Here is an 18247-nt window from a genome sequence, read left to right on the forward strand (position 1 = left end):
CTGACCATTTAGTTCATTAAATGGTCAGTGTTTAATTTAACTTTGAAACAATTGCCAGCCGTAAATCAAACCTGCCGCAGCCACAACCCAGCATAGTGTTGCGACTCCTAAACAAGACCACATCGACATACGAGTTGCCAGCACATAAACAGCAACTAAATAAATGGCATAAGGAATAAGTGACCATAGACCAAACAAAGCCGTTTTTTGTAACGCTTCGGCTCCTTTTTGCTGAAAAACAATCACATGAGCAATTAAAGCGAAGGTAGGAAAAAGCGGGACTAAACCCGCAATATAAAATGCCTTACTTTTCGATAAAATCGAAATAATGAGGACAACTCCAGCCCCCAACATACACTTTAAAAATAACGCCCACATGCGCTGATCCTATCTGGTCATATCCATTTCAAAACGCTGTATTTTGCGCTTTTTAAAGAAAATTAACAGCGACTAAAGCAATCAATGCCGGAACCGCCTGAATATAAATAATCTTTTTACTGGCAGTCAGACCACCATAAATACCAGCAATCAGTACACAGCCTAAAAAGAAGTTGGCAATTGATGTTGCAAATGACGCATCAGCCAATAAAGACCAAAATAAACCTGCTGCTAAAAAGCCATTATAAAGACCCTGGTTCTGTGCCATGACTTTGGTGAGTTTTGCTTTTTCTGCATTATTTCCAAAGGCTTTCATGCCATAAGGTTTGTCCCATAAAAACATCTCTAACACTAAAATATAGACATGTAATATTGCGATAAGCGCAATCAATATTTGTCCAATCATACAATTTTCCTTTTTATTTTAAAGATATGAAAAAAGATCAGTCTCTCGACTGATCTTTTAGTGTTTTACGGCTTTAATAATACTTTGCCTTGACGAGCGCCTTGCGTTGCTCTTTGAGCCGCAGTTTTAATCTCATCAAAACTAAATACACCTTCTACAGGAAGGATTAATTTTTTCTGAGTCGCTAATGTTAGCAGCTCAACGATCAGTTCCTTTTTACGAGCTGCTGGCATTTCTTTATTAACTACACTCGCCCAGAAACCTTTTACTGTCGCTTGTTTGAAAATTAGATCACCCGATGAAATCTGCATGGTTTCGCCAGTCATACTACCGAACGAAACGAGCAGGCTATTTTCACTGAGTAAGTGCAGCATTTCGCCACTTGCACTTCCACCAATCGAGTCCACACCGGCAATCAGAGGTTGGTCGCCATGAATCTGTTTAACTTGCTCTTTCCAGTTAGGCTGATCGGTTGCAACTACATGTTGAATACCTAATGCTTGCATTTCTGCAATTGCATCAGTACGACGAACCAGATTAATCACAGGTAAGCCACGTGCCTGTGCAATCATGGCAACTGTTTTACCGACTGCACCATTCGCCGTGTTTTGAATGAGCCATTGACCCGGTTGAACATTTACAAAGTCGAGTAGCATAAGTGCACTAATTGGCATACCAATCAGTTGTGCTGCTGTTTCATCATCAATTTCATTATTGAGTGGAATAATCCCATGAGCAGGCGCAATAAAGTATTCAGCCCAACTGCCATGCACAGCCGCAACTGCAATACGTTGCCCTACCTGTACATGTTCAACACCTTCACCTAACGCATCTACAATACCAACTGCCTCACTGCCACCAATCGCAGGTAAGGTTGGTTTATAGCCATAACTACCGCGTACTGTCCATACATCATGATTATGGATCGGAGACATGATGGTTTTAATACGCACTTCGCCTGCTTTTGGTTCAGGCTTTGGCATATCCGCCTGCTCTAAAACGTCTACAGGTTCGCCAAAATTACGATGGATAATACTTCGCATGCTTTATTCCTCTATCGGTTTTAAGAGTTGTTGGGTGGTTTCTAAGGCTAGATGTAGATGTGCTTTGTCTTGCGACAATTTTGTGAGTAAAGCAGCACCTAACCATAACTGATACATGACTTGCGCAGTTTTCAAAGGTTCAATATGTTTTGGAATTGATCCTTCTTGTTGCCCTTCTTTGAGTAGTAAAGCCAAACGTTGGGTTAGTTTGTGCACACCGTCATTGAGAATTTGGCGCATATCTTCTGACAAGTCCGAAACTTCGGCTGCCAATTTCACAATCAAGCAGTTTTCAGCCCAGCTACCATGTACCGGATCATCAATCCACGCTTGCCATAAAGCCATTAAACGGGCATGGGCACTTTGCTCACTGTGCTGCCAAAGCTGTTCCATACGGACTTTATAATTGGCCATGTATTGCTCGAGCAACGCACAGCCAAACGCCTCTTTTGAAGCAAAGTAGTGATAGAACGAACCTTTAGGTACGTCACAAGCCTTTAAAATTTCTTGCAAACCAACACCGACAAAACCTTTATGTAGTACCAGTTCAAAACTGGTATCTAGAATGTGTTGTCGTGTGGTTTCGCTTTTATTTAATCGTTTCATGCATTCATCATAAACAACTATTAGACCAGTCGTCTAGTAAAATTATGTTGCTGGTTAAAATTTGCTTAGAGTAGAAATGTAGAATGAGGAATGTTAAAAATACAACCTGCTTAATTAAACAAATTTTGTCGTTTGTCGTTTAACCGTCACAATTTGTCGCTTTAAATCATTTTATACCACTTGAACAATTTTAAATCGTTATCATATATAGGGTCTGTTGTTTATAACCAGTCACACCTCCCTGCGGCTGATCACTCAACACCTAAATTTTCATCAATACACAATTGAGATGTTTTATGAGCCAAAGTCATATCCGTATTCGAGGCGCACGTACCCATAACTTAAAAAATGTGTCACTCGATATTCCACGCGACAAATTTGTGGTAATTACGGGGCTATCAGGTTCAGGAAAATCTTCTCTTGCCTTTGATACCTTGTATGCCGAAGGACAGCGCCGTTATGTCGAATCACTTTCGGCATATGCCCGTCAGTTTTTATCGCAAATGGAAAAACCTGAAGTTGACTCGATTGAAGGTTTATCACCAGCCATTGCCATTGAGCAAAAGTCTACCAGTCATAACCCACGTTCAACCGTTGGTACGATTACCGAAATTTATGACTATTTACGTCTGCTTTATGCACGTGTCGGTACGCCTTATTGCCCTGAACACGACTTACCTATGGTTGCGCAAACTGTTTCTGAAATGGTCGATGCGGTAAAGAACCTTGAGGAAGGTACAGCACTTATGTTGCTTGCCCCTGTTGTTCGTGAGCGTAAAGGTGAATACAGCAACTTGTTCGAACAACTACAAGGTCAAGGTTTTGTTCGTGCGCGTGTTGATGGTGAAATCATTGATATTGATACACCACCAGAACTCGACAAAAAGAAAAAACATACCATTGAAGTCGTTGTTGACCGCTTTAAAGTACGTGATGACTTAGGCAACCGTATTGCTGAATCATTTGAAACTGCACTGCGTTTAGGTGGCGATATTGCCGTTTTATCGTGGATGAATGGCGAACACCCAGATCGCGTTTTTTCTGCAAAACACTCATGCCCTGAATGTGATCGCGCAGTCGCAGAGCTTGAGCCACGTTTATTTTCATTTAATAACCCGTTCGGTGCGTGCCCTGTCTGTGATGGCTTAGGTACACGTAGCCATTTTAGCCCTGAAAAACTCATTCCTAACCCTGAGCTTGCAATTAGTGAAGGTGCTATTCGTGGTTGGGATCGTCAACGTCCTTATTACTATTCAATGCTGCAAAAAGTTGCCGACCATTTCGGTTTTCAACTTGATACACCTTGGAATCAGTTAGATAAAGACACGCAAAAGAAATTCTTACAAGGTACTGGCAAAGAAAAAATCGATTTAAGTTATATCGATGAACGCGGCCGTAAACATACTCGCGTACAACCGTTTGAGGGAATCTTGCCCCACCTTGAGCGCCGCTACCGTGAAACTGAAAGTAACTATGTACGAGACGATTTAGCTCAATATCTCTCTAATGCAGCGTGTGATGCATGTGGCGGTTCACGTCTCAATGAAATTTCACGTCATGTTCGTGTAAAAGATAAAACCATTGCCGACATTACCCGCATGTCGATTGGAGATGCCGAAAGTTACTATCAAGGTATAAACCTTGAAGGTGCCAAAGGTGAAATTGCAGATAAAATCTTTAAAGAGATTCGTGAGCGCTTACACTTCTTGGTGAGTGTTGGCCTGAACTATTTAAGTCTGGCTCGTTCTGCCGAAACACTATCGGGTGGTGAAGCCCAGCGTATCCGTCTAGCTTCGCAAATTGGTGCAGGTTTGATGGGTGTCATGTACGTCCTTGATGAACCATCAATTGGTCTCCATCAACGTGATAATGACCGTTTATTACAAACGCTAATTCGCTTACGTGACTTAGGTAATACGGTATTAGTTGTTGAACATGATGAAGATGCAATCCGTGCAGCTGACCATATTATTGATATCGGCCCTGGTGCTGGTGTGCATGGTGGCGTTGTCATTGCTGAAGGTACGTATGATGAGCTGGCTAAACATGCCGACTCACTCACAGGCCAATATCTTTCAGGCAAACTCAAAATTGAAGTGCCAAAACAGCGAACTCAACCACCTAAACCTGAAGAAAAAATTAAACTTTCAGGTGCAGCGGGTCATAACTTAAAAAATGTCGATTTAACCATCCCACTTGGCATTATGACCTGTGTCACGGGTGTTTCAGGTTCAGGTAAATCAACACTGATTAACCGTACGTTACTCCCACTGGCTGCAACACAGCTCAACGGTGCAACAACCTTAACCGCTGAAAAATTTGATTCAATTGATGGTCTTCAACATCTGGATAAAGTCGTTGATATTGACCAAAGCCCAATCGGCCGTACACCGCGCTCTAATCCAGCGACTTATACGGGTCTATTTACGCCAATTCGTGAGTTATTTGCTCAAACACCAGAAGCGAAAGCTCGTGGTTATAGTGCGGGTCGCTTCTCGTTTAACGTAAAAGGCGGACGCTGCGAAGCGTGTGAAGGCGACGGTATGATTAAAGTCGCAATGCACTTCTTACCAGACATGTATGTACCTTGCGATGCTTGTCATGGCAAACGTTATAACCGTGAAACACTTGAAGTCGGTTATAAAGGCAAAAACATTTCTGATGTTTTAGAAATGACGGTTGAAGATGCTGCTGAGTTCTTTAGTGCTATTCCAGTTATTCACCGCCGCTTAGAAACCTTAACTCAGGTTGGCTTAGGCTATATTCGTTTAGGTCAGGCGGCTACTACTTTATCGGGTGGTGAAGCACAGCGTGTCAAACTGGCTCGTGAGTTAGCGAAACGTGATACGGGTAAAACGCTTTATATCTTGGATGAACCAACAACAGGTCTGCATTTCCATGATATTGCCAAGTTACTCGATATTTTGCATGAGCTACGCAACAAGGGTAATACCATTGTGGTGATTGAACATAACCTTGATGTCATTAAAACAGCAGACTGGGTGGTCGACTTAGGTCCAGAAGGTGGTTCGGGCGGTGGTATGATCATTGCCGAAGGTACACCTGAACAAGTAGCCGAGGTTGAAATTTCCCATACTGGCCGCTTCTTGAAACCGATGTTGAAACAATAAAACAAAAAGCCGGAATTTATTTTCCGGCTTTTTTTATCCCTCTACTACATTTCGTCCCCGAGCTTTAGCTCTTAAGAGTGAACGATCAGCGTTCTCTAATAACTCCATCCAGCTTGTCGCTCCAATCGCAAACCCAATACTGACCGATACATGCAATTTTTCTTGCGTACCAGATAGATCAATTTCCTCTAGAGAAATTGCAATACGAATTTTTTCGGCCAAGAGACGTGCATCTAAAAACTGCACTTGTTCTAACAAAATTAAAAACTCATCACCACCATAACGAACAATTAAATCAGAAGCCCGTACATTTGCTTTTAATTGATCTGCGATACGCCGAATCACTTGGTCACCCACAATATGACCATATTGATCATTCACGTGTTTAAAGCGATCAATATCAATAATCATCAAACAAGTTTGAGAAAATTTTTGAGGGTAACTCTCAACAATTTTTAAATACTCAGATAAAGCCAAACGATTGGATACACCCGTTAATGGATCTGTATTGGCAATATTTTTAAGCTGGAATTCAAAAGCATCTCGCTGCTTGAGCATCCTTTGTAAACGATCAATAGCTTCGAACAACGAAATAAATTCGCCTTTTTTAGGTTTCAACTCATCTATTGGATAATCTGTGCTATGAGATAAATCAAGAATTAAGGTACGGGCCTGAATAAGAGGCTCAAACACCCTTCTCTTTGCATAAATTAGTGTAAGTAACGCTGCTGCTAAGGATATGCTTGAAATGAGTAAAGTAAGGAAAAACTTCTTTTTTGCTAAATAGTTTTCTTGAGATGCAATCAAGACGCTTTTATTAAGTAAAAACTTTTGCAAATCAATAACCGTGGTAAATTTATCAACGATCTGGTCTGTCAGTTCTGTTCCGTTTAAATGATAGGCTTGGTGCTTTTGGCTTTCATCTAAAAGCTGACCCACAATAGGTACGCCTTTATCTAAAAATTCAGTTTTAACCCTTGAGTAAAGGCGATGATATTCCGGAGTTTTAGCTTGCTCTGACTGTAGTGTGTCTACAAGTGCCCATAAGTAGCGTGCTTGCTGCTGAGTCTGCAAAGACCGCGCCCGATTATCATTAGGTATGGTTTCTTTAAAGGTCACAGGCGCAATAACATTAGATGCGGTACGACCAGCTTGATCCCGCATATCGGTCAACACCACAATCAAAGTAAAGTAATTGTTAATTTGGCTATCTTTACTTTTTAACTGTAGCATCAAATTTTGTAAAACTTCTCGGCAGCTATCCCAAGCTCCAAACATAGCCAAAATTGCATTATCGAATTGTATAGAGCTTCTCGCTTGTTCAGGAGTTGCAACATAATAGTCAACTACAGCGCGAGCTTGTTTTAAATCATCTCTAAATTTAGTATCTAAAGTATTTGCTAAATCGGTATAACCTTCTTCTTTTAAAATATGAATAGTTTCATTAAGTTGGCGATCAACAGAAAGGCGATATTCTTTTAAGTTTTTTTGATTTTTTAAAAAGTCGGCAGCGTTACTCGACATTAATTTATTTGCGGGCGCACGTTCTTTAGATACTTTATTTGCAACTTCAGCAATTGATCTTAAGCTTTTAATTTCAACCAAAGCCTGTTTAGTTTTTAAGTACTCTTGATAACTGCTGACAATAAGCGGAACCGCCATAAACAGTAAGGACAAAATAATGACCAACATGAAGAAAAACAGTCGATTACTGATATGTTCTGAACGTAATCCTGACATTTCTAGCTGGTACTCCGTAAATGTCCTACCATGATCACTACTATTGAATGAAGTAATTAATCCGCATCCTAGCACTTTACTGAACAGAAGTTCAGCAACAAAGTTCGATTAACGCAATATACGCTTTCATCTTTTCTATTTCTTAAAAATTTGATCGAAAGAGCAAATGATGGCTATAGCAAAACTCCATTTTACAGATGATGTAAATTTCGCAATCCTATAATTAGCTTCTTTTTCCTCTTGGATGTTTCTCCCAGCATCCTAAACCCAGCCCTCAGCTGGGTTCTTTTTTATACACACTCAATAGAAGAAATTTCATGTATTTTTTAATAAATATTAATGTTTTCTTATAGATAAAAAAAAGCTCAACCTTGGGGAAAGCTGAGCTCGTAAAGTCTGATGTGATAACACATCGTATCTGGGAAAGCACTTCCAACTCTAAAAATGTTAGATAGTGAACTTTGCAATTGAATTGTGTGACTTATCTCTAATTTTGTAAAGTTGATTAAATTGATCAGAATTAATTTTTTAATCGTTTTTTTAGTTTAAAAACATGTTTTCTTTGCTTTATTCAATTATATAATAATTCAAAATAGATAGATTATTTAGATGAACTTATCAAAATAGTGTTAACTATTACTCAAAATACAGCAAAATTGAAAAAAGAATAATGTTTGAGTGGCTATTTATTAGACAAGTCGACAAATAAATTAACGTTAAAACCGATTAATAAAATCGCTTTTTCCAATTGTAAATGTAATTATTTTTAAACTATTTAGTGTCAATTCCCTATGAAACTTAAGGTTTAGACTCTTGTTAATGTTCATTTTTTTAGCAGGTTGACATAATACACTTCAATTGTTGTTTTTTTAACCATTTTTAACATAAGTGTCAAATTTCCTTAACATTACGTTTCATCTATTATTGACTTCATAAATTGTTACAATACAATGACCCCAGCTTTATCTCTTGTTAATGCTGGAAATGATTATGAAAAAACTTGGTTTAGCCACTGCTGTATTATTAGCCATGACCGGTGCTCATGCTTATCAATTTGAAGTTCAAGGTCAATCTGAATATGTTGACACAACTGCAAATGATAAAAACTTCACTGGTGACGTTGCTGGTACATTCTATTTGAAAAATGTTGATACAGCTAAGGGTCCTTTAGCTGAAGCAGCTTTCTTAAACCAAGCTTCTAGCGTGTCTTTAGGTTATAGCTATCAACAATATGACCAAAACAACGTAAACTACCACATTGGTACATACGGTGTTAAAGGTGAGGCATACGTTCCAACTCCTTACCTTCCTGTATATGCTAGCGCAACTTACAACCACACTGATGTTGATGGTAAAAACAACTTCTCTAAAGATGACAACGGTGACCGTTATGCATTAGAAGTTGGTGCTATGTTGTTACCTAACTTCTTAATGACTGTTGGTTATACAAGTGTTGCTAACCAATTCGCTTTAGATAACTTCGGTATCATCGGTAACGGTATCTACTCTGCTGTTAACCAAACTGCTGCTATCCAAAACGACCAAGATGCTGTTACAGCACGTGCTAAATATGTTGGTCCAATCGATGGAACTAACATGGCAATCGGTTTTGAAGCTGCTGGTGCATTCGGTCAAGAAAACCAATACGGTTTAAAAACTGACCTTTACTTAACTCCTAAGTTAAGTGTTGGTGCTACTTTCGTTGGTAACGATGGCGAAGCTGACATCAAAGGTAATGACCTTGGTGAATTCCGCCAAGCTTGGGGTGGTAACGTAAACTACTTCATCACTCCTGCTTTAGCAGTTGGTGCATCTTACATGAAAGCTGACGTTAAAAAGTCTAGCTACGATACACAAACTATCGGCTTAAATGCTAAATTCCGTTTCTAATTTAATTTAGAAATTGAATTAAAAAAAGGACTCAATTGAGTCCTTTTTTTATGGCTATTAACTGCGTACGATATTTAAGAAATGTAAATGACGTTCGTACTGATCAATAATATCCTGAATCAAATCTTCCTGAGTCCAGTCCATTACATCATAGTTTTGTCCGCCTTCTCTCAAAAATACCTCAGCTTGAAAATATTGACCGTCTTCTGCTTCTGTACGACCAATTAAAAAACTTGGAGGTACTGTTTCACGTGAAACAACTTTATAAATAAAATTAATTTCATGATGATGATCGACTCGAAGCTGCATACCATCTTCCACTTCACTAATCGACACCTCAAGATGACGGCGTCTAAACTCATGCTGAATATTTTCAAAAGCACGTGAAACCTGCTTTTCAATATATTTCTTCACCTCTTCTTCACTATGAGGATAATGCATGATTAAACCAAGACGCTGCTGCCAGCTTCTAGGGTTATGAATGGCGCGTGGTGTAATGCGAGCCTCTTGAATTGCTATCATTTTAGTGACATCAAGATGTAAGGCTTTTATTAGGCCCCAACTCATTAACAGCATGACTACGGTAAAAGGCAACGCACTCATAATGATTGAAGACTGAAGCGCCGCAAGACCGCCCACCAAGAGTAGAATAATAGCCAGCACCGCCATAAGTACTGTCCAGAACAGGCGCTGCCAAGTAGGTGAATTTTCAGTTTTTGCAGTTAAGTAGTCTGTAACGAGTGCCCCTGAGTCCGCCGAAGTCACGAAGAATAAAACCACCAAAATAGTCGCCAGAATATTCATGACACCAGACCATGGCAAGTGTCCTAAAAACTCAAATAGAGCAACTGACGAGTCTTGCTGAACAGCCTGAATTAAAGTGGTTTGATGCTCATGGATAATGCTAAATAACGCGGCATTTCCTAAAAATCCCATCCAGATAATGGTAAAGCCTGTTGGAATGAGGAGTACCCCGACAATAAATTCTCGAATAGTACGACCACGTGAAACCCTTGCGATAAACATACCTACAAATGGCGACCAAGAAATCCACCAAGCCCAATATAAAATCGTCCATCCCCCAATCCATCCATTCGGCTGATAAGCATATAAATTGAATGTCATGGTAAAAAGGTTAGAGATATACTGCCCAGTGTTTTGAATAGTGGTCTGAAGTAAATAAATACTAGGGCCAGCGATAAAAACGAATACTAATAATATTAAAGCTAATACTAAGTTTAGCTCTGATAAACGTTTGACCCCTTTATCTAGTCCTAAGAACACAGATAATGAAGCGAGAATACTCACAAAAATAATGAGTAAAACCTGAGTAGTGGTGCTTTGCTCAATACCAAATAGATAATGTAAACCAGAGTTAATCTGGGTAACACCAAATCCGAGAGAAGTCGCTACACCAAATACCGTACCAATGGTCGCAAATATATCGATGCTGTCACCCCACGGTCCATAAATCTTTTTACCAATCAGTGGATACAGTGCTGAACGGGTTTTTAGCGGTAAATTATGCCGATAAGCAAAATAAGCTAATGCTAAACCGACCACGGCGTAAATTGCCCATGCATGTAAGCCCCAGTGAAAAAAGGTTACACGTAAAGCTTGTTGTGCTGCCTCAATTGTCTGTGGCTCACCACTTGGTGGGTTGACATAGTGCATGACAGGTTCAGCCACACCAAAGAACATTAAGCCAATACCCATACCCGCAGTAAACAACATGGCAAACCATGATCCGTTACTATATTCGGGCTGGCTATGGTCAGGGCCTAATTTAATACGTCCAATCGCAGAACAGGCAATATAAATGAGTAGGATAAGAAAGAAGGCAACCGATAAGACATAGAACCAACTAAAAGAATCAGTGATCCACTGCTTTAACTGTTGCGTGAGAAGTTCAAAAGAACTCGGAGCGATCACAACAACTGCTAAGAACAAAGCAATAATAATGACCGTACCCAAAAAGACATTGGGATTAACATTTGCGAACCAACTCGCTTGTTTGGAAGGCATAAATCCTCCATGTTATTTTAATGAAAATGACAGGCTTAAAGCCAATAAAGACATTCAGGAATGAACAAAGTTTTATCTTTCAATAGAGAAAGCCGATAATACTTTAAATAAACTTAAATAATATTGCAGTTACAAAGGTGTAAATAAATTAAAACACCTCCTTCTTTATTTATCAGAATTCTTTTTAGGCGTGTGCTTGATATATTGTAAAGCGATTAAACGCGTAACTATTAGGGCCAAATACATCACACCACAAAACATCTGTAACATCGCTAAAACACGTGCTGGTGGACTAAGGGGCATTAAATCAGACAGTCCCGTAGCTGACTGCAAACTAAAGCTTAAAAACAGTAAATCTAACCAAGTTTGTAAGTGATGGATGTGGTTTGGATTTTGAAAGCTATTAGGAATGAGTAACTGACAAATGTTATATAAAAATGCAAATCCCCAAGCCAGCAAGGTAAAAACTGCGGCAGCTGCAAACAACTCATCGCGGGTTAAATATCGGTCAGCAAACATATAGCGAAATAAACCATAAGCAGCCGAAAAGTAAGCTAAGGCTTCACAGCTATGGGCAAAAATCTGGATGGTTAAATTGCTATAGCCTAATAAAATAAAGACCGAAGCTATAATTGCCCCACTGACAAATGCGAGACCGAGAAAAGTGAACATGGGTGTTTGGCGAATAACTTTGGCAATAATGAGTAATGCAAGTACCCCTAGCGCCCAAGTTAAGGTCCTGTAAGCCTCATTATCAAAAGTCAGCATAGCCAGAATAAGTAAAATGAATTGCACCAACAGCAGCCATGCAGAAGGCAACAATCGAAAGCTCGACCAGAATTCAATGATAGATCGCATTTAATTATTTTCCATTTTTTCATTATGTTTTGGATTATAGAAAATCATACTGTACAAAAAATAGGATAAACAAGTTGTTCTTTATTAAGGAGCTTCTTTCAATACACTTTATGAGATAAATAAAAAAAGCCCCGTAGGGCTTTTTTGAGATGTTCAATATATTTTGATTAGTGATCTGATGCGCCAGAAGCACCAATACCTGTCATTGAACGAACATATTGAGCGTCGAAAGAAGCGCGTTCTTTTTTCGCACGTGCTGAGCTGTCAGTTACCGAGAAGAACCAGCAGCAAAGGAACGACAAAGGCATTGCAAATAATGCAGGACCATTGAACGGGTTAATTGGGGTATCAGAGATTTTTAAAGTATCTACCCATACTGCTTTAGACAGAATAATGAGTACAACCGCTGTTACAAGACCAACTACGCCACCAGTGACCGCACCACGAGTTGTTAAACCTTTCCAGAACATTGAAAGAACAAGAATTGGGAAGTTTGCACAACACGCTACAGAGAATGCTAAACCTACCATGAATGCTACGTTTTGCTTTTCAAACAAAATACCTAAAATCATGGCAAAGATTGCTAAACCAAGCGTCGCGATTTTTGACATGCGAAGCTCTGAAGCTGGCGTGGTTTGACCTTTTTTAAATACGTTAGCGTATAAATCGTGTGAGATCGCAGATGCACCTGAAAGTGTTAAACCAGCAACAACTGCAAGAATCGTTGCGAACGCTACTGCTGAAATGAAGCCCATGAATAAGTCACCGCCTAAAGCGTCACTTAAATGCACGGCTGCCATATTGTTACCACCAACAAGCTCAAGTTTGCCGGTCATTGCCATTTTCGCAACATCAAGGAATTGCGGGTTGTTTGATACGAAAAGGATCGCACCGAAACCAATAATAAAAGTCAAAAGATAGAAGTAACCAATAAAACCTGTTGCAACGACAACTGATTTACGCGCTTCTTTTGCGTCTTTTACCGTGAAGAAACGCATAAGAATGTGTGGAAGACCTGCTGTACCAAACATGAGTGCCAAGCCAAGAGATAAGGCATCAATCGGGTTTGCGGCAAGTTTACCTGGTCCCATAATTTTTGCAGCATCTTCAAAGCTTACGTCGTGAACTTTACTGAACACTTCAATTGATTGGGTGAACATATTACTAAAGCTGAAACCAACCGCTTTCATCACCATAAAGGCCATGAACGTTGCACCACTTAATAACATCACTGCTTTAATGATTTGTACCCATGTGGTTGCTAGCATGCCGCCGAAAATAACGTATGCCATCATGAGCAAGCCGACAATCACAACTGCAATGTTATAGTTCAAACCAAATAATAGTTTGATGAGCTGACCTGCCCCTACCATTTGTGCAATCAAATAGAACGCGACTACAACAAGCGAGCTGAAAGCAGCTAAAGTACGAACTGGTTTTTCTTCAAGACGGAATGACACTACATCTGAAAGGTTATATTTACCAAGGTTACGTAAGCGTTCTGCCACCAAGAATAAAACGATTGGCCAACCGACCATGAACCCGAGTGAATAGAGCAAGCCGTCAAAACCTGAGCTAAACACCATTGCAGAAATACCAAGAAATGACGCTGCTGACATATAGTCACCCGCAATCGCCAAACCGTTTTGGAAACCACTGATCCCACCACCAGCAGTATAGAAGTCTTGCGCCGATTGAGTTTGTTTAGCCGCCCATTTGGTAATAAACAAGGTAAAGCCAACAAAGATGATAAACATGATAATGGCATGCCAGTTGGTGGCTTGCTGTTCTGCTTCACCTAAGTCCGGGCTTGCCATAGCAACAGTTGAATATAGCGATGCTGCTGCCAATAAGGCTTTCGCTTTGAATGAATTCCATTTCATATTAGTGTAGTCCTTTCTCATGCGTGATGGCTTCAACTTCCTTCAACGCTTCTTCACTCAATTGGTCAAGGGTATTATTTGCGATATAGGAATACACACCACAAAGTAGGAAAGATAAAACAATAATTCCTAAACCTAGCGGGATCCCCCATGTCGTTACACCACCACTAAAGGAACTCATCAAAAATTCTTTGTTGTAGCCCACAAGTAGCATAAAGCCCACATAAAGCACTAACATGATGATTGTGAGCGTCCAGCTTAATGCACTTTTTTTCTTGACCATTTTTTGAAACTTTGGATTACGTAGAATCTGTTCTACTTGGCTTTGATCCATAACCAAACTCCTTACATAGTGCCCAACCTTGGTCACTTTTTTTTAATGTATTTTTTCATTATTAAAGTTAGCAAGATTCCAGCTCAGTCGTAACTTAGACTTTGGTCGTTAAAATTTAATCAATTTATAGCTTTGTTTCGGCTTGGGTTATGATAGGCATAAGGTTTCACTTATGTAGGTCATATGAACAGCTGGCTGATTATTGGGGTGCTCACTCTTTATATTGCGCTTTTATTTGTCTGTGCTTTTTTTGGTGAGAAGCATGCCAGTCGTCTTAGCACGCGTGGCCGTATGTTTTTATTTAGCTTAACTTTAGGTGTCTATTGTTCCTCTTGGACATTCTATGGCGCAACTGGGGCTGCCGTACGTGAAGGTGTCATCTTTTTACCTATTTATTTAGGTCCACTGTTATTTGTCTGGTTTGGTTATGACATCTGGCGGCGTCTAGGTCGAGTTCGTCAGCATCATGCGATTTCGTCAATCGCTGACTTTGTCGCGGCACGCTATGGTAAAAGTGGTGTACTCGCATCGTTGGTGACTATTCTTGCAGTTATTGCGATTATCCCCTACCTCGCGTTACAGCTGCGTGCGATTGCGTTAAGTACCTCGGTCATTATGGAGCAAAGCTCGCATATTCATACGACGACCAACAGTGTGTTATTGCTCACCAGTGTGCTTGCAATTTTGGCCATGATTTTTGGTACACGGCAGATTGCAAACACTGAGCAGCATGGTGGCCTCATGCTTGCGGTTGCATTTGAATCATTTGTGAAGTTATTTGCCTTACTTTGTGTCGCTTTATTTTTTATTTTTGAATCACCGGCCAACTTGAGCCAAATGACCTCTGATGTAAACCAGACTTTTCAGGAAGTTCAGCTCTTTGGTGTACCCGAAACTTTCTGGATTCAAACATTATTGGCAGGTTTAGCCATTATTTGCTTACCACGTCAGTTCCACGTGGCTGTGGTCGAACTCCGCGATGAGAAGCATATTCGCGGTGCTCGTAAATGGTTCGCGGTTTATCTCATTTTAACTATTCTTGCCATTATTCCGATTGCAAGCTGGGCTTTACATGCCGCACCGAAGTTTCTGACTGTGCCTGATGTGGCTGTGCTGTCATTGCCTTTAAGTTATAACCAAGAGTGGCTGGCATTACTGGCCTTTTTAGGCGGGTTCTCTGCATCAACAGGTATGTTACTGGTGTCATCAGTAGCATTGTCTATTATGCTCAGTAACGACTTGATTATGCCTGCTCTATGGCGATTTAAGTTGCTGTCACGTCACGATAAGCATTTACCTAAAGTTCTTAAATTTAGCCGCCGTATCAGTATTGTTGCGGTGATGCTGCTTGGCTTTTTATTCTTCCATTTCTTTAATGACATTAACCAACTTTCAGTTTTCGGCTTATTGGCTTTTAGTGCTGTAGCACAGTTTGCACCTGCACTGATTGGTGGTTTGTATTGGCGTGGCGGAAGCCGTCAAGGCGTCTATGCAGGACTTATTATTGGATTTTTAATGTGGAGTTATACATTATTATTTCCAACTATTTTGCGTAGCTTGCCTGAAGCCTATCAGGAAACGGCTCAAAGTATTTTACTTTTCGGTCCTTTCGGCATTAATGCCCTACGCCCGGAATCTTTATTTGGTTTTGAGTCATTTGCACCTTTAACTCACGGTGTTATTTGGTCACTCGGTTTAAATATTGTTTTATATATCTGGATTTCAAAAATTTATCGGCCAAGCGTCGCTGAGCAAATTCAGGCAGAAAGCTTCTTTTATTATGAAACAAAGCCTTTACCATCACCGCACACCTCTACTGATTTAACCTATCTTCCTCATGATGCGGCCCGCTTAAAAGTGGGTGATTTATTTGCCCTAGCCAAAAGAATTACGGGTGAGCAACCCACTACGCAAGCGTTCGAAAATTTTTGTGAGCAAAATCACCTCACCCTCAACCCAAATAGTATTGCCAATGGCATGTGGTGGCGTTTTACCGAGCAATATCTGGCCGGTATTATCGGTGCCGCTTCTGCACGTACGTTGCTCACAACAGCAATGATTAATAACGGCCTCGCTTTAGGACAAGTGGCTAATATTTTAGACCAAGCATCGCAGTGGCAACGTTTTAATCAGAACCTTCTTATGACCATGATTGACCACATGACCCAAGGGGTAAGCGTGGTTGATAAAAATATGTGTTTGGTCGCATGGAACAACCAATATTTAAAACTGTTTGGTTACCCAAAAGACCTCGTTTATGTAGGCTGCCCAATTGCCGACCTCATCCGTTATAACGCCGAACGCGGTGAATGTGGCCCCGGTTCAGTTGAAGAACATGTGCGTAAACGTCTTCACTGGATGAAAGTGGGAAGTGCTCACGAATTTGAACGTATTCGTAAAGATGGCCGTGTAATTCAAATGCGAGGAAATCCGATTGCAGGTGGAGGCTTTGTAACGACATTTGCAGATATTACGGCCTTCCGTGCGAACGAAGCCGTGCTTGAAGCCCGCGTAAAAGATAGAACACAACAGCTTGCCGATGCCTTAACTGAACAACAGCTTGCACGTGAACAAGCTGATATGGCCAATATGTCAAAAAGTCGATTTATTGCCGCGGCAAGTCACGATCTATTACAGCCTATGCATGCTGCTCGTCTGTTTAGTACTGTTCTTGAGCAAAGTATTTCGACCGAAGAAGACCGCCAGACCCTACAACAGCTTGACCGAGCACTCTATGGTGCAGAAAGTATGCTCTCTGCCCTACTCGATATTGCACGTTTGGAAGGCGGTACCATACAGCCAAAAAGACAACCTTATCCGTTGCATGATTTGCTCAGTGATCTTGAGTTGCAGTTTAAATCGATCGCTGCTCAGCGAAATATCTCACTGAAAGTCCACGATGTGTCTTTCTGGATCGATACCGACCCGCAGTGGATTCGTCGTATTATTCAGAACTTTGTCAGTAATGCTTTGCGTTATACCGCTAAAGGTCGAGTTGTGGTAGGTGTACTCCGCTCTGCGCAGCAGTCTGGACATATTCGAATTGGGGTTTGGGATACTGGACCAGGTATTGCCGAAGAACAACGGATTAAGCTATTCCAAGAGTTTGAGCGCTGTGGGCATTTATCACCTTGGGGTGAACAAGGTTTAGGGCTAGGACTTGCCATCGTACAACGTATGACAGGTTTGCTAAATTACCCTGTTCATGTTTACTCAGAGTTGGGCAAAGGCTCATGCTTTATGATTGAAGTACCTATTGTCGAGCCACCAAAAGTTGCAACACCAGCTGTACAAGCCGTACCTTTAAAAACTAAAGCCTACCGTATTTTGTGCCTAGACAATGATGAAACTATTCTTGAAGGAATGAGTAGTTTATTAGGAAGATGGGGTTATCAAGTTTTCAAAGCGACTGAGCCTGAACAGGCACTAGAAATTATTCAAAAAGAGAATATTCAGGTTTGGCTCATTGACCAGCATTTAAACCACAATCAACTTGGGGTTGATTTTATTACTCAAAATCGTCAAGAAGATGTTCCTGTTGCCTTAATTACAGCGGACTCGCACCCTGAATTACCGCAGCAATTAAAAGAACTGAATATTGTTTTACTCAAAAAGCCATTAAAACCAGCTTCATTAAGAGCATGGTTATCTGGGCTTAAAATTGCCAGCACGACAGACTAATCATTTATCGCTTCCCAACCTTTGATAAGTTTGGGGAGCGGTTCTTGGCAAAAATGTTTGACTGAATTTAAGCCAATAGGCAGAACTGCTCAAAAAGTCTACTTTTACCCGGTAAATCATTGACCAAAATTTCCAATGCCTTTTTTTCTATGGCAAAGCCCACCTTTTTTGTAAGTGAACACTTGTATACTTAGTTACAATTTAATAATTAATTGTTTTTATTATAGATTATTTGCGAAAAATCACCTTATACGACTTTAGTCGTATTCTAC

At 40.4% G+C, this 18247-nt stretch carries 12 protein-coding genes; 3 read left to right on the plus strand and 9 right to left on the minus strand.

Annotated features, from left to right (window positions below; all coding sequences use genetic code 11):
• Positions 1-36 precede the first annotated feature (36 nt).
• From GO593_RS05280 to GO593_RS05295, 4 genes are all read right to left on the minus strand, one after another.
• Positions 37-378: a GlpM family protein gene (locus tag GO593_RS05280; protein WP_000263327.1), complete on the minus strand. Its 342-nt coding sequence runs from the start codon at positions 376-378 to the stop codon at positions 37-39.
• 52 nt (positions 379-430) lie between these two features.
• The gene (locus GO593_RS05285) at positions 431-784 is read right to left on the minus strand and encodes a DUF1304 domain-containing protein (protein ID WP_000580166.1); all 354 of its coding nucleotides are present in this window, start codon (positions 782-784) and stop codon (positions 431-433) included.
• Between the two features lie 65 nt (positions 785-849).
• On the minus strand, positions 850-1827 hold the full coding sequence (locus GO593_RS05290; protein WP_001256570.1) for a zinc-binding dehydrogenase: 978 nt from the start codon (positions 1825-1827) through the stop codon (positions 850-852).
• A gap of 3 nt (positions 1828-1830) precedes the next feature.
• Positions 1831-2433 (minus strand): TetR/AcrR family transcriptional regulator, encoded by a 603-nt coding sequence (locus tag GO593_RS05295; RefSeq protein WP_000826320.1) that lies wholly within the window; start codon positions 2431-2433, stop codon positions 1831-1833.
• Between the two features lie 296 nt (positions 2434-2729).
• Here GO593_RS05295 and uvrA point away from each other — a divergent pair, with 296 nt between their 5' ends.
• Complete coding sequence (gene uvrA, locus GO593_RS05300; protein WP_000083355.1) at positions 2730-5564, plus strand: excinuclease ABC subunit UvrA; 2835 nt, start codon at positions 2730-2732, stop codon at positions 5562-5564.
• A 33-nt stretch (positions 5565-5597) separates the two neighbouring features.
• Here the strand turns inward: uvrA and GO593_RS05305 are convergent, their stop codons facing one another.
• A complete protein-coding gene (locus GO593_RS05305; RefSeq protein WP_000016109.1) occupies positions 5598-7304 on the minus strand; it encodes a GGDEF domain-containing protein in 1707 nt (568 codons plus the stop codon).
• A 990-nt stretch (positions 7305-8294) separates the two neighbouring features.
• Between GO593_RS05305 and omp33-36 the strand changes: the two genes are divergently transcribed.
• Positions 8295-9194 carry a porin Omp33-36 gene (gene omp33-36 / locus GO593_RS05310; protein WP_000733005.1) on the plus strand — a complete coding sequence of 300 codons (900 nt, stop codon included), beginning with the start codon at positions 8295-8297 and terminating at the stop codon, positions 9192-9194.
• A 57-nt stretch (positions 9195-9251) separates the two neighbouring features.
• Here the strand turns inward: omp33-36 and GO593_RS05315 are convergent, their stop codons facing one another.
• The 4 genes from GO593_RS05315 to GO593_RS05330 form a co-directional block, all read right to left on the minus strand.
• Entirely contained in the window at positions 9252-11219 is a 1968-nt protein-coding gene (locus GO593_RS05315; protein ID WP_001139471.1) for a BCCT family transporter, read from the minus strand.
• A 165-nt stretch (positions 11220-11384) separates the two neighbouring features.
• Complete coding sequence (locus tag GO593_RS05320; protein ID WP_001256565.1) at positions 11385-12077, minus strand: ion channel; 693 nt, start codon at positions 12075-12077, stop codon at positions 11385-11387.
• A gap of 167 nt (positions 12078-12244) precedes the next feature.
• The gene (locus GO593_RS05325) at positions 12245-13960 is read right to left on the minus strand and encodes a cation acetate symporter (protein WP_000871879.1); all 1716 of its coding nucleotides are present in this window, start codon (positions 13958-13960) and stop codon (positions 12245-12247) included.
• Between the two features lies 1 nt (position 13961).
• Positions 13962-14294 (minus strand): DUF485 domain-containing protein, encoded by a 333-nt coding sequence (locus GO593_RS05330; protein WP_000372818.1) that lies wholly within the window; start codon positions 14292-14294, stop codon positions 13962-13964.
• A 183-nt stretch (positions 14295-14477) separates the two neighbouring features.
• On the opposite strand from GO593_RS05330, the gene GO593_RS05335 reads away from it, so the two are divergent.
• Positions 14478-17975, plus strand: a complete 3498-nt coding sequence (locus tag GO593_RS05335; protein ID WP_001089744.1) for a hybrid sensor histidine kinase/response regulator — start codon at positions 14478-14480, stop codon at positions 17973-17975.
• The last annotated feature ends 272 nt before the right edge of the window (positions 17976-18247 follow it).

It is taken from the genome of Acinetobacter baumannii (genome assembly GCF_009759685.1).
In the GTDB taxonomy this organism is placed as follows: Bacteria; Pseudomonadota; Gammaproteobacteria; order Pseudomonadales; family Moraxellaceae; genus Acinetobacter; species Acinetobacter baumannii.

Coding starts and splice junctions, on each gene's coding strand:
- GO593_RS05280 (WP_000263327.1), bottom strand. CDS start 378: ATGTGGGCGTTATTTTTAAAGTGTATGTTGGGGGCTGGAGTTGTCCTC.
- GO593_RS05285 (WP_000580166.1), bottom strand. CDS start 784: ATGATTGGACAAATATTGATTGCGCTTATCGCAATATTACATGTCTAT.
- GO593_RS05290 (WP_001256570.1), bottom strand. CDS start 1,827: ATGCGAAGTATTATCCATCGTAATTTTGGCGAACCTGTAGACGTTTTA.
- GO593_RS05295 (WP_000826320.1), bottom strand. CDS start 2,433: ATGAAACGATTAAATAAAAGCGAAACCACACGACAACACATTCTAGAT.
- uvrA (WP_000083355.1), top strand. CDS start 2,730: ATGAGCCAAAGTCATATCCGTATTCGAGGCGCACGTACCCATAACTTA.
- GO593_RS05305 (WP_000016109.1), bottom strand. CDS start 7,304: ATGTCAGGATTACGTTCAGAACATATCAGTAATCGACTGTTTTTCTTC.
- omp33-36 (WP_000733005.1), top strand. CDS start 8,295: ATGAAAAAACTTGGTTTAGCCACTGCTGTATTATTAGCCATGACCGGT.
- GO593_RS05315 (WP_001139471.1), bottom strand. CDS start 11,219: ATGCCTTCCAAACAAGCGAGTTGGTTCGCAAATGTTAATCCCAATGTC.
- GO593_RS05320 (WP_001256565.1), bottom strand. CDS start 12,077: ATGCGATCTATCATTGAATTCTGGTCGAGCTTTCGATTGTTGCCTTCT.
- GO593_RS05325 (WP_000871879.1), bottom strand. CDS start 13,960: ATGAAATGGAATTCATTCAAAGCGAAAGCCTTATTGGCAGCAGCATCG.
- GO593_RS05330 (WP_000372818.1), bottom strand. CDS start 14,294: ATGGATCAAAGCCAAGTAGAACAGATTCTACGTAATCCAAAGTTTCAA.
- GO593_RS05335 (WP_001089744.1), top strand. CDS start 14,478: ATGAACAGCTGGCTGATTATTGGGGTGCTCACTCTTTATATTGCGCTT.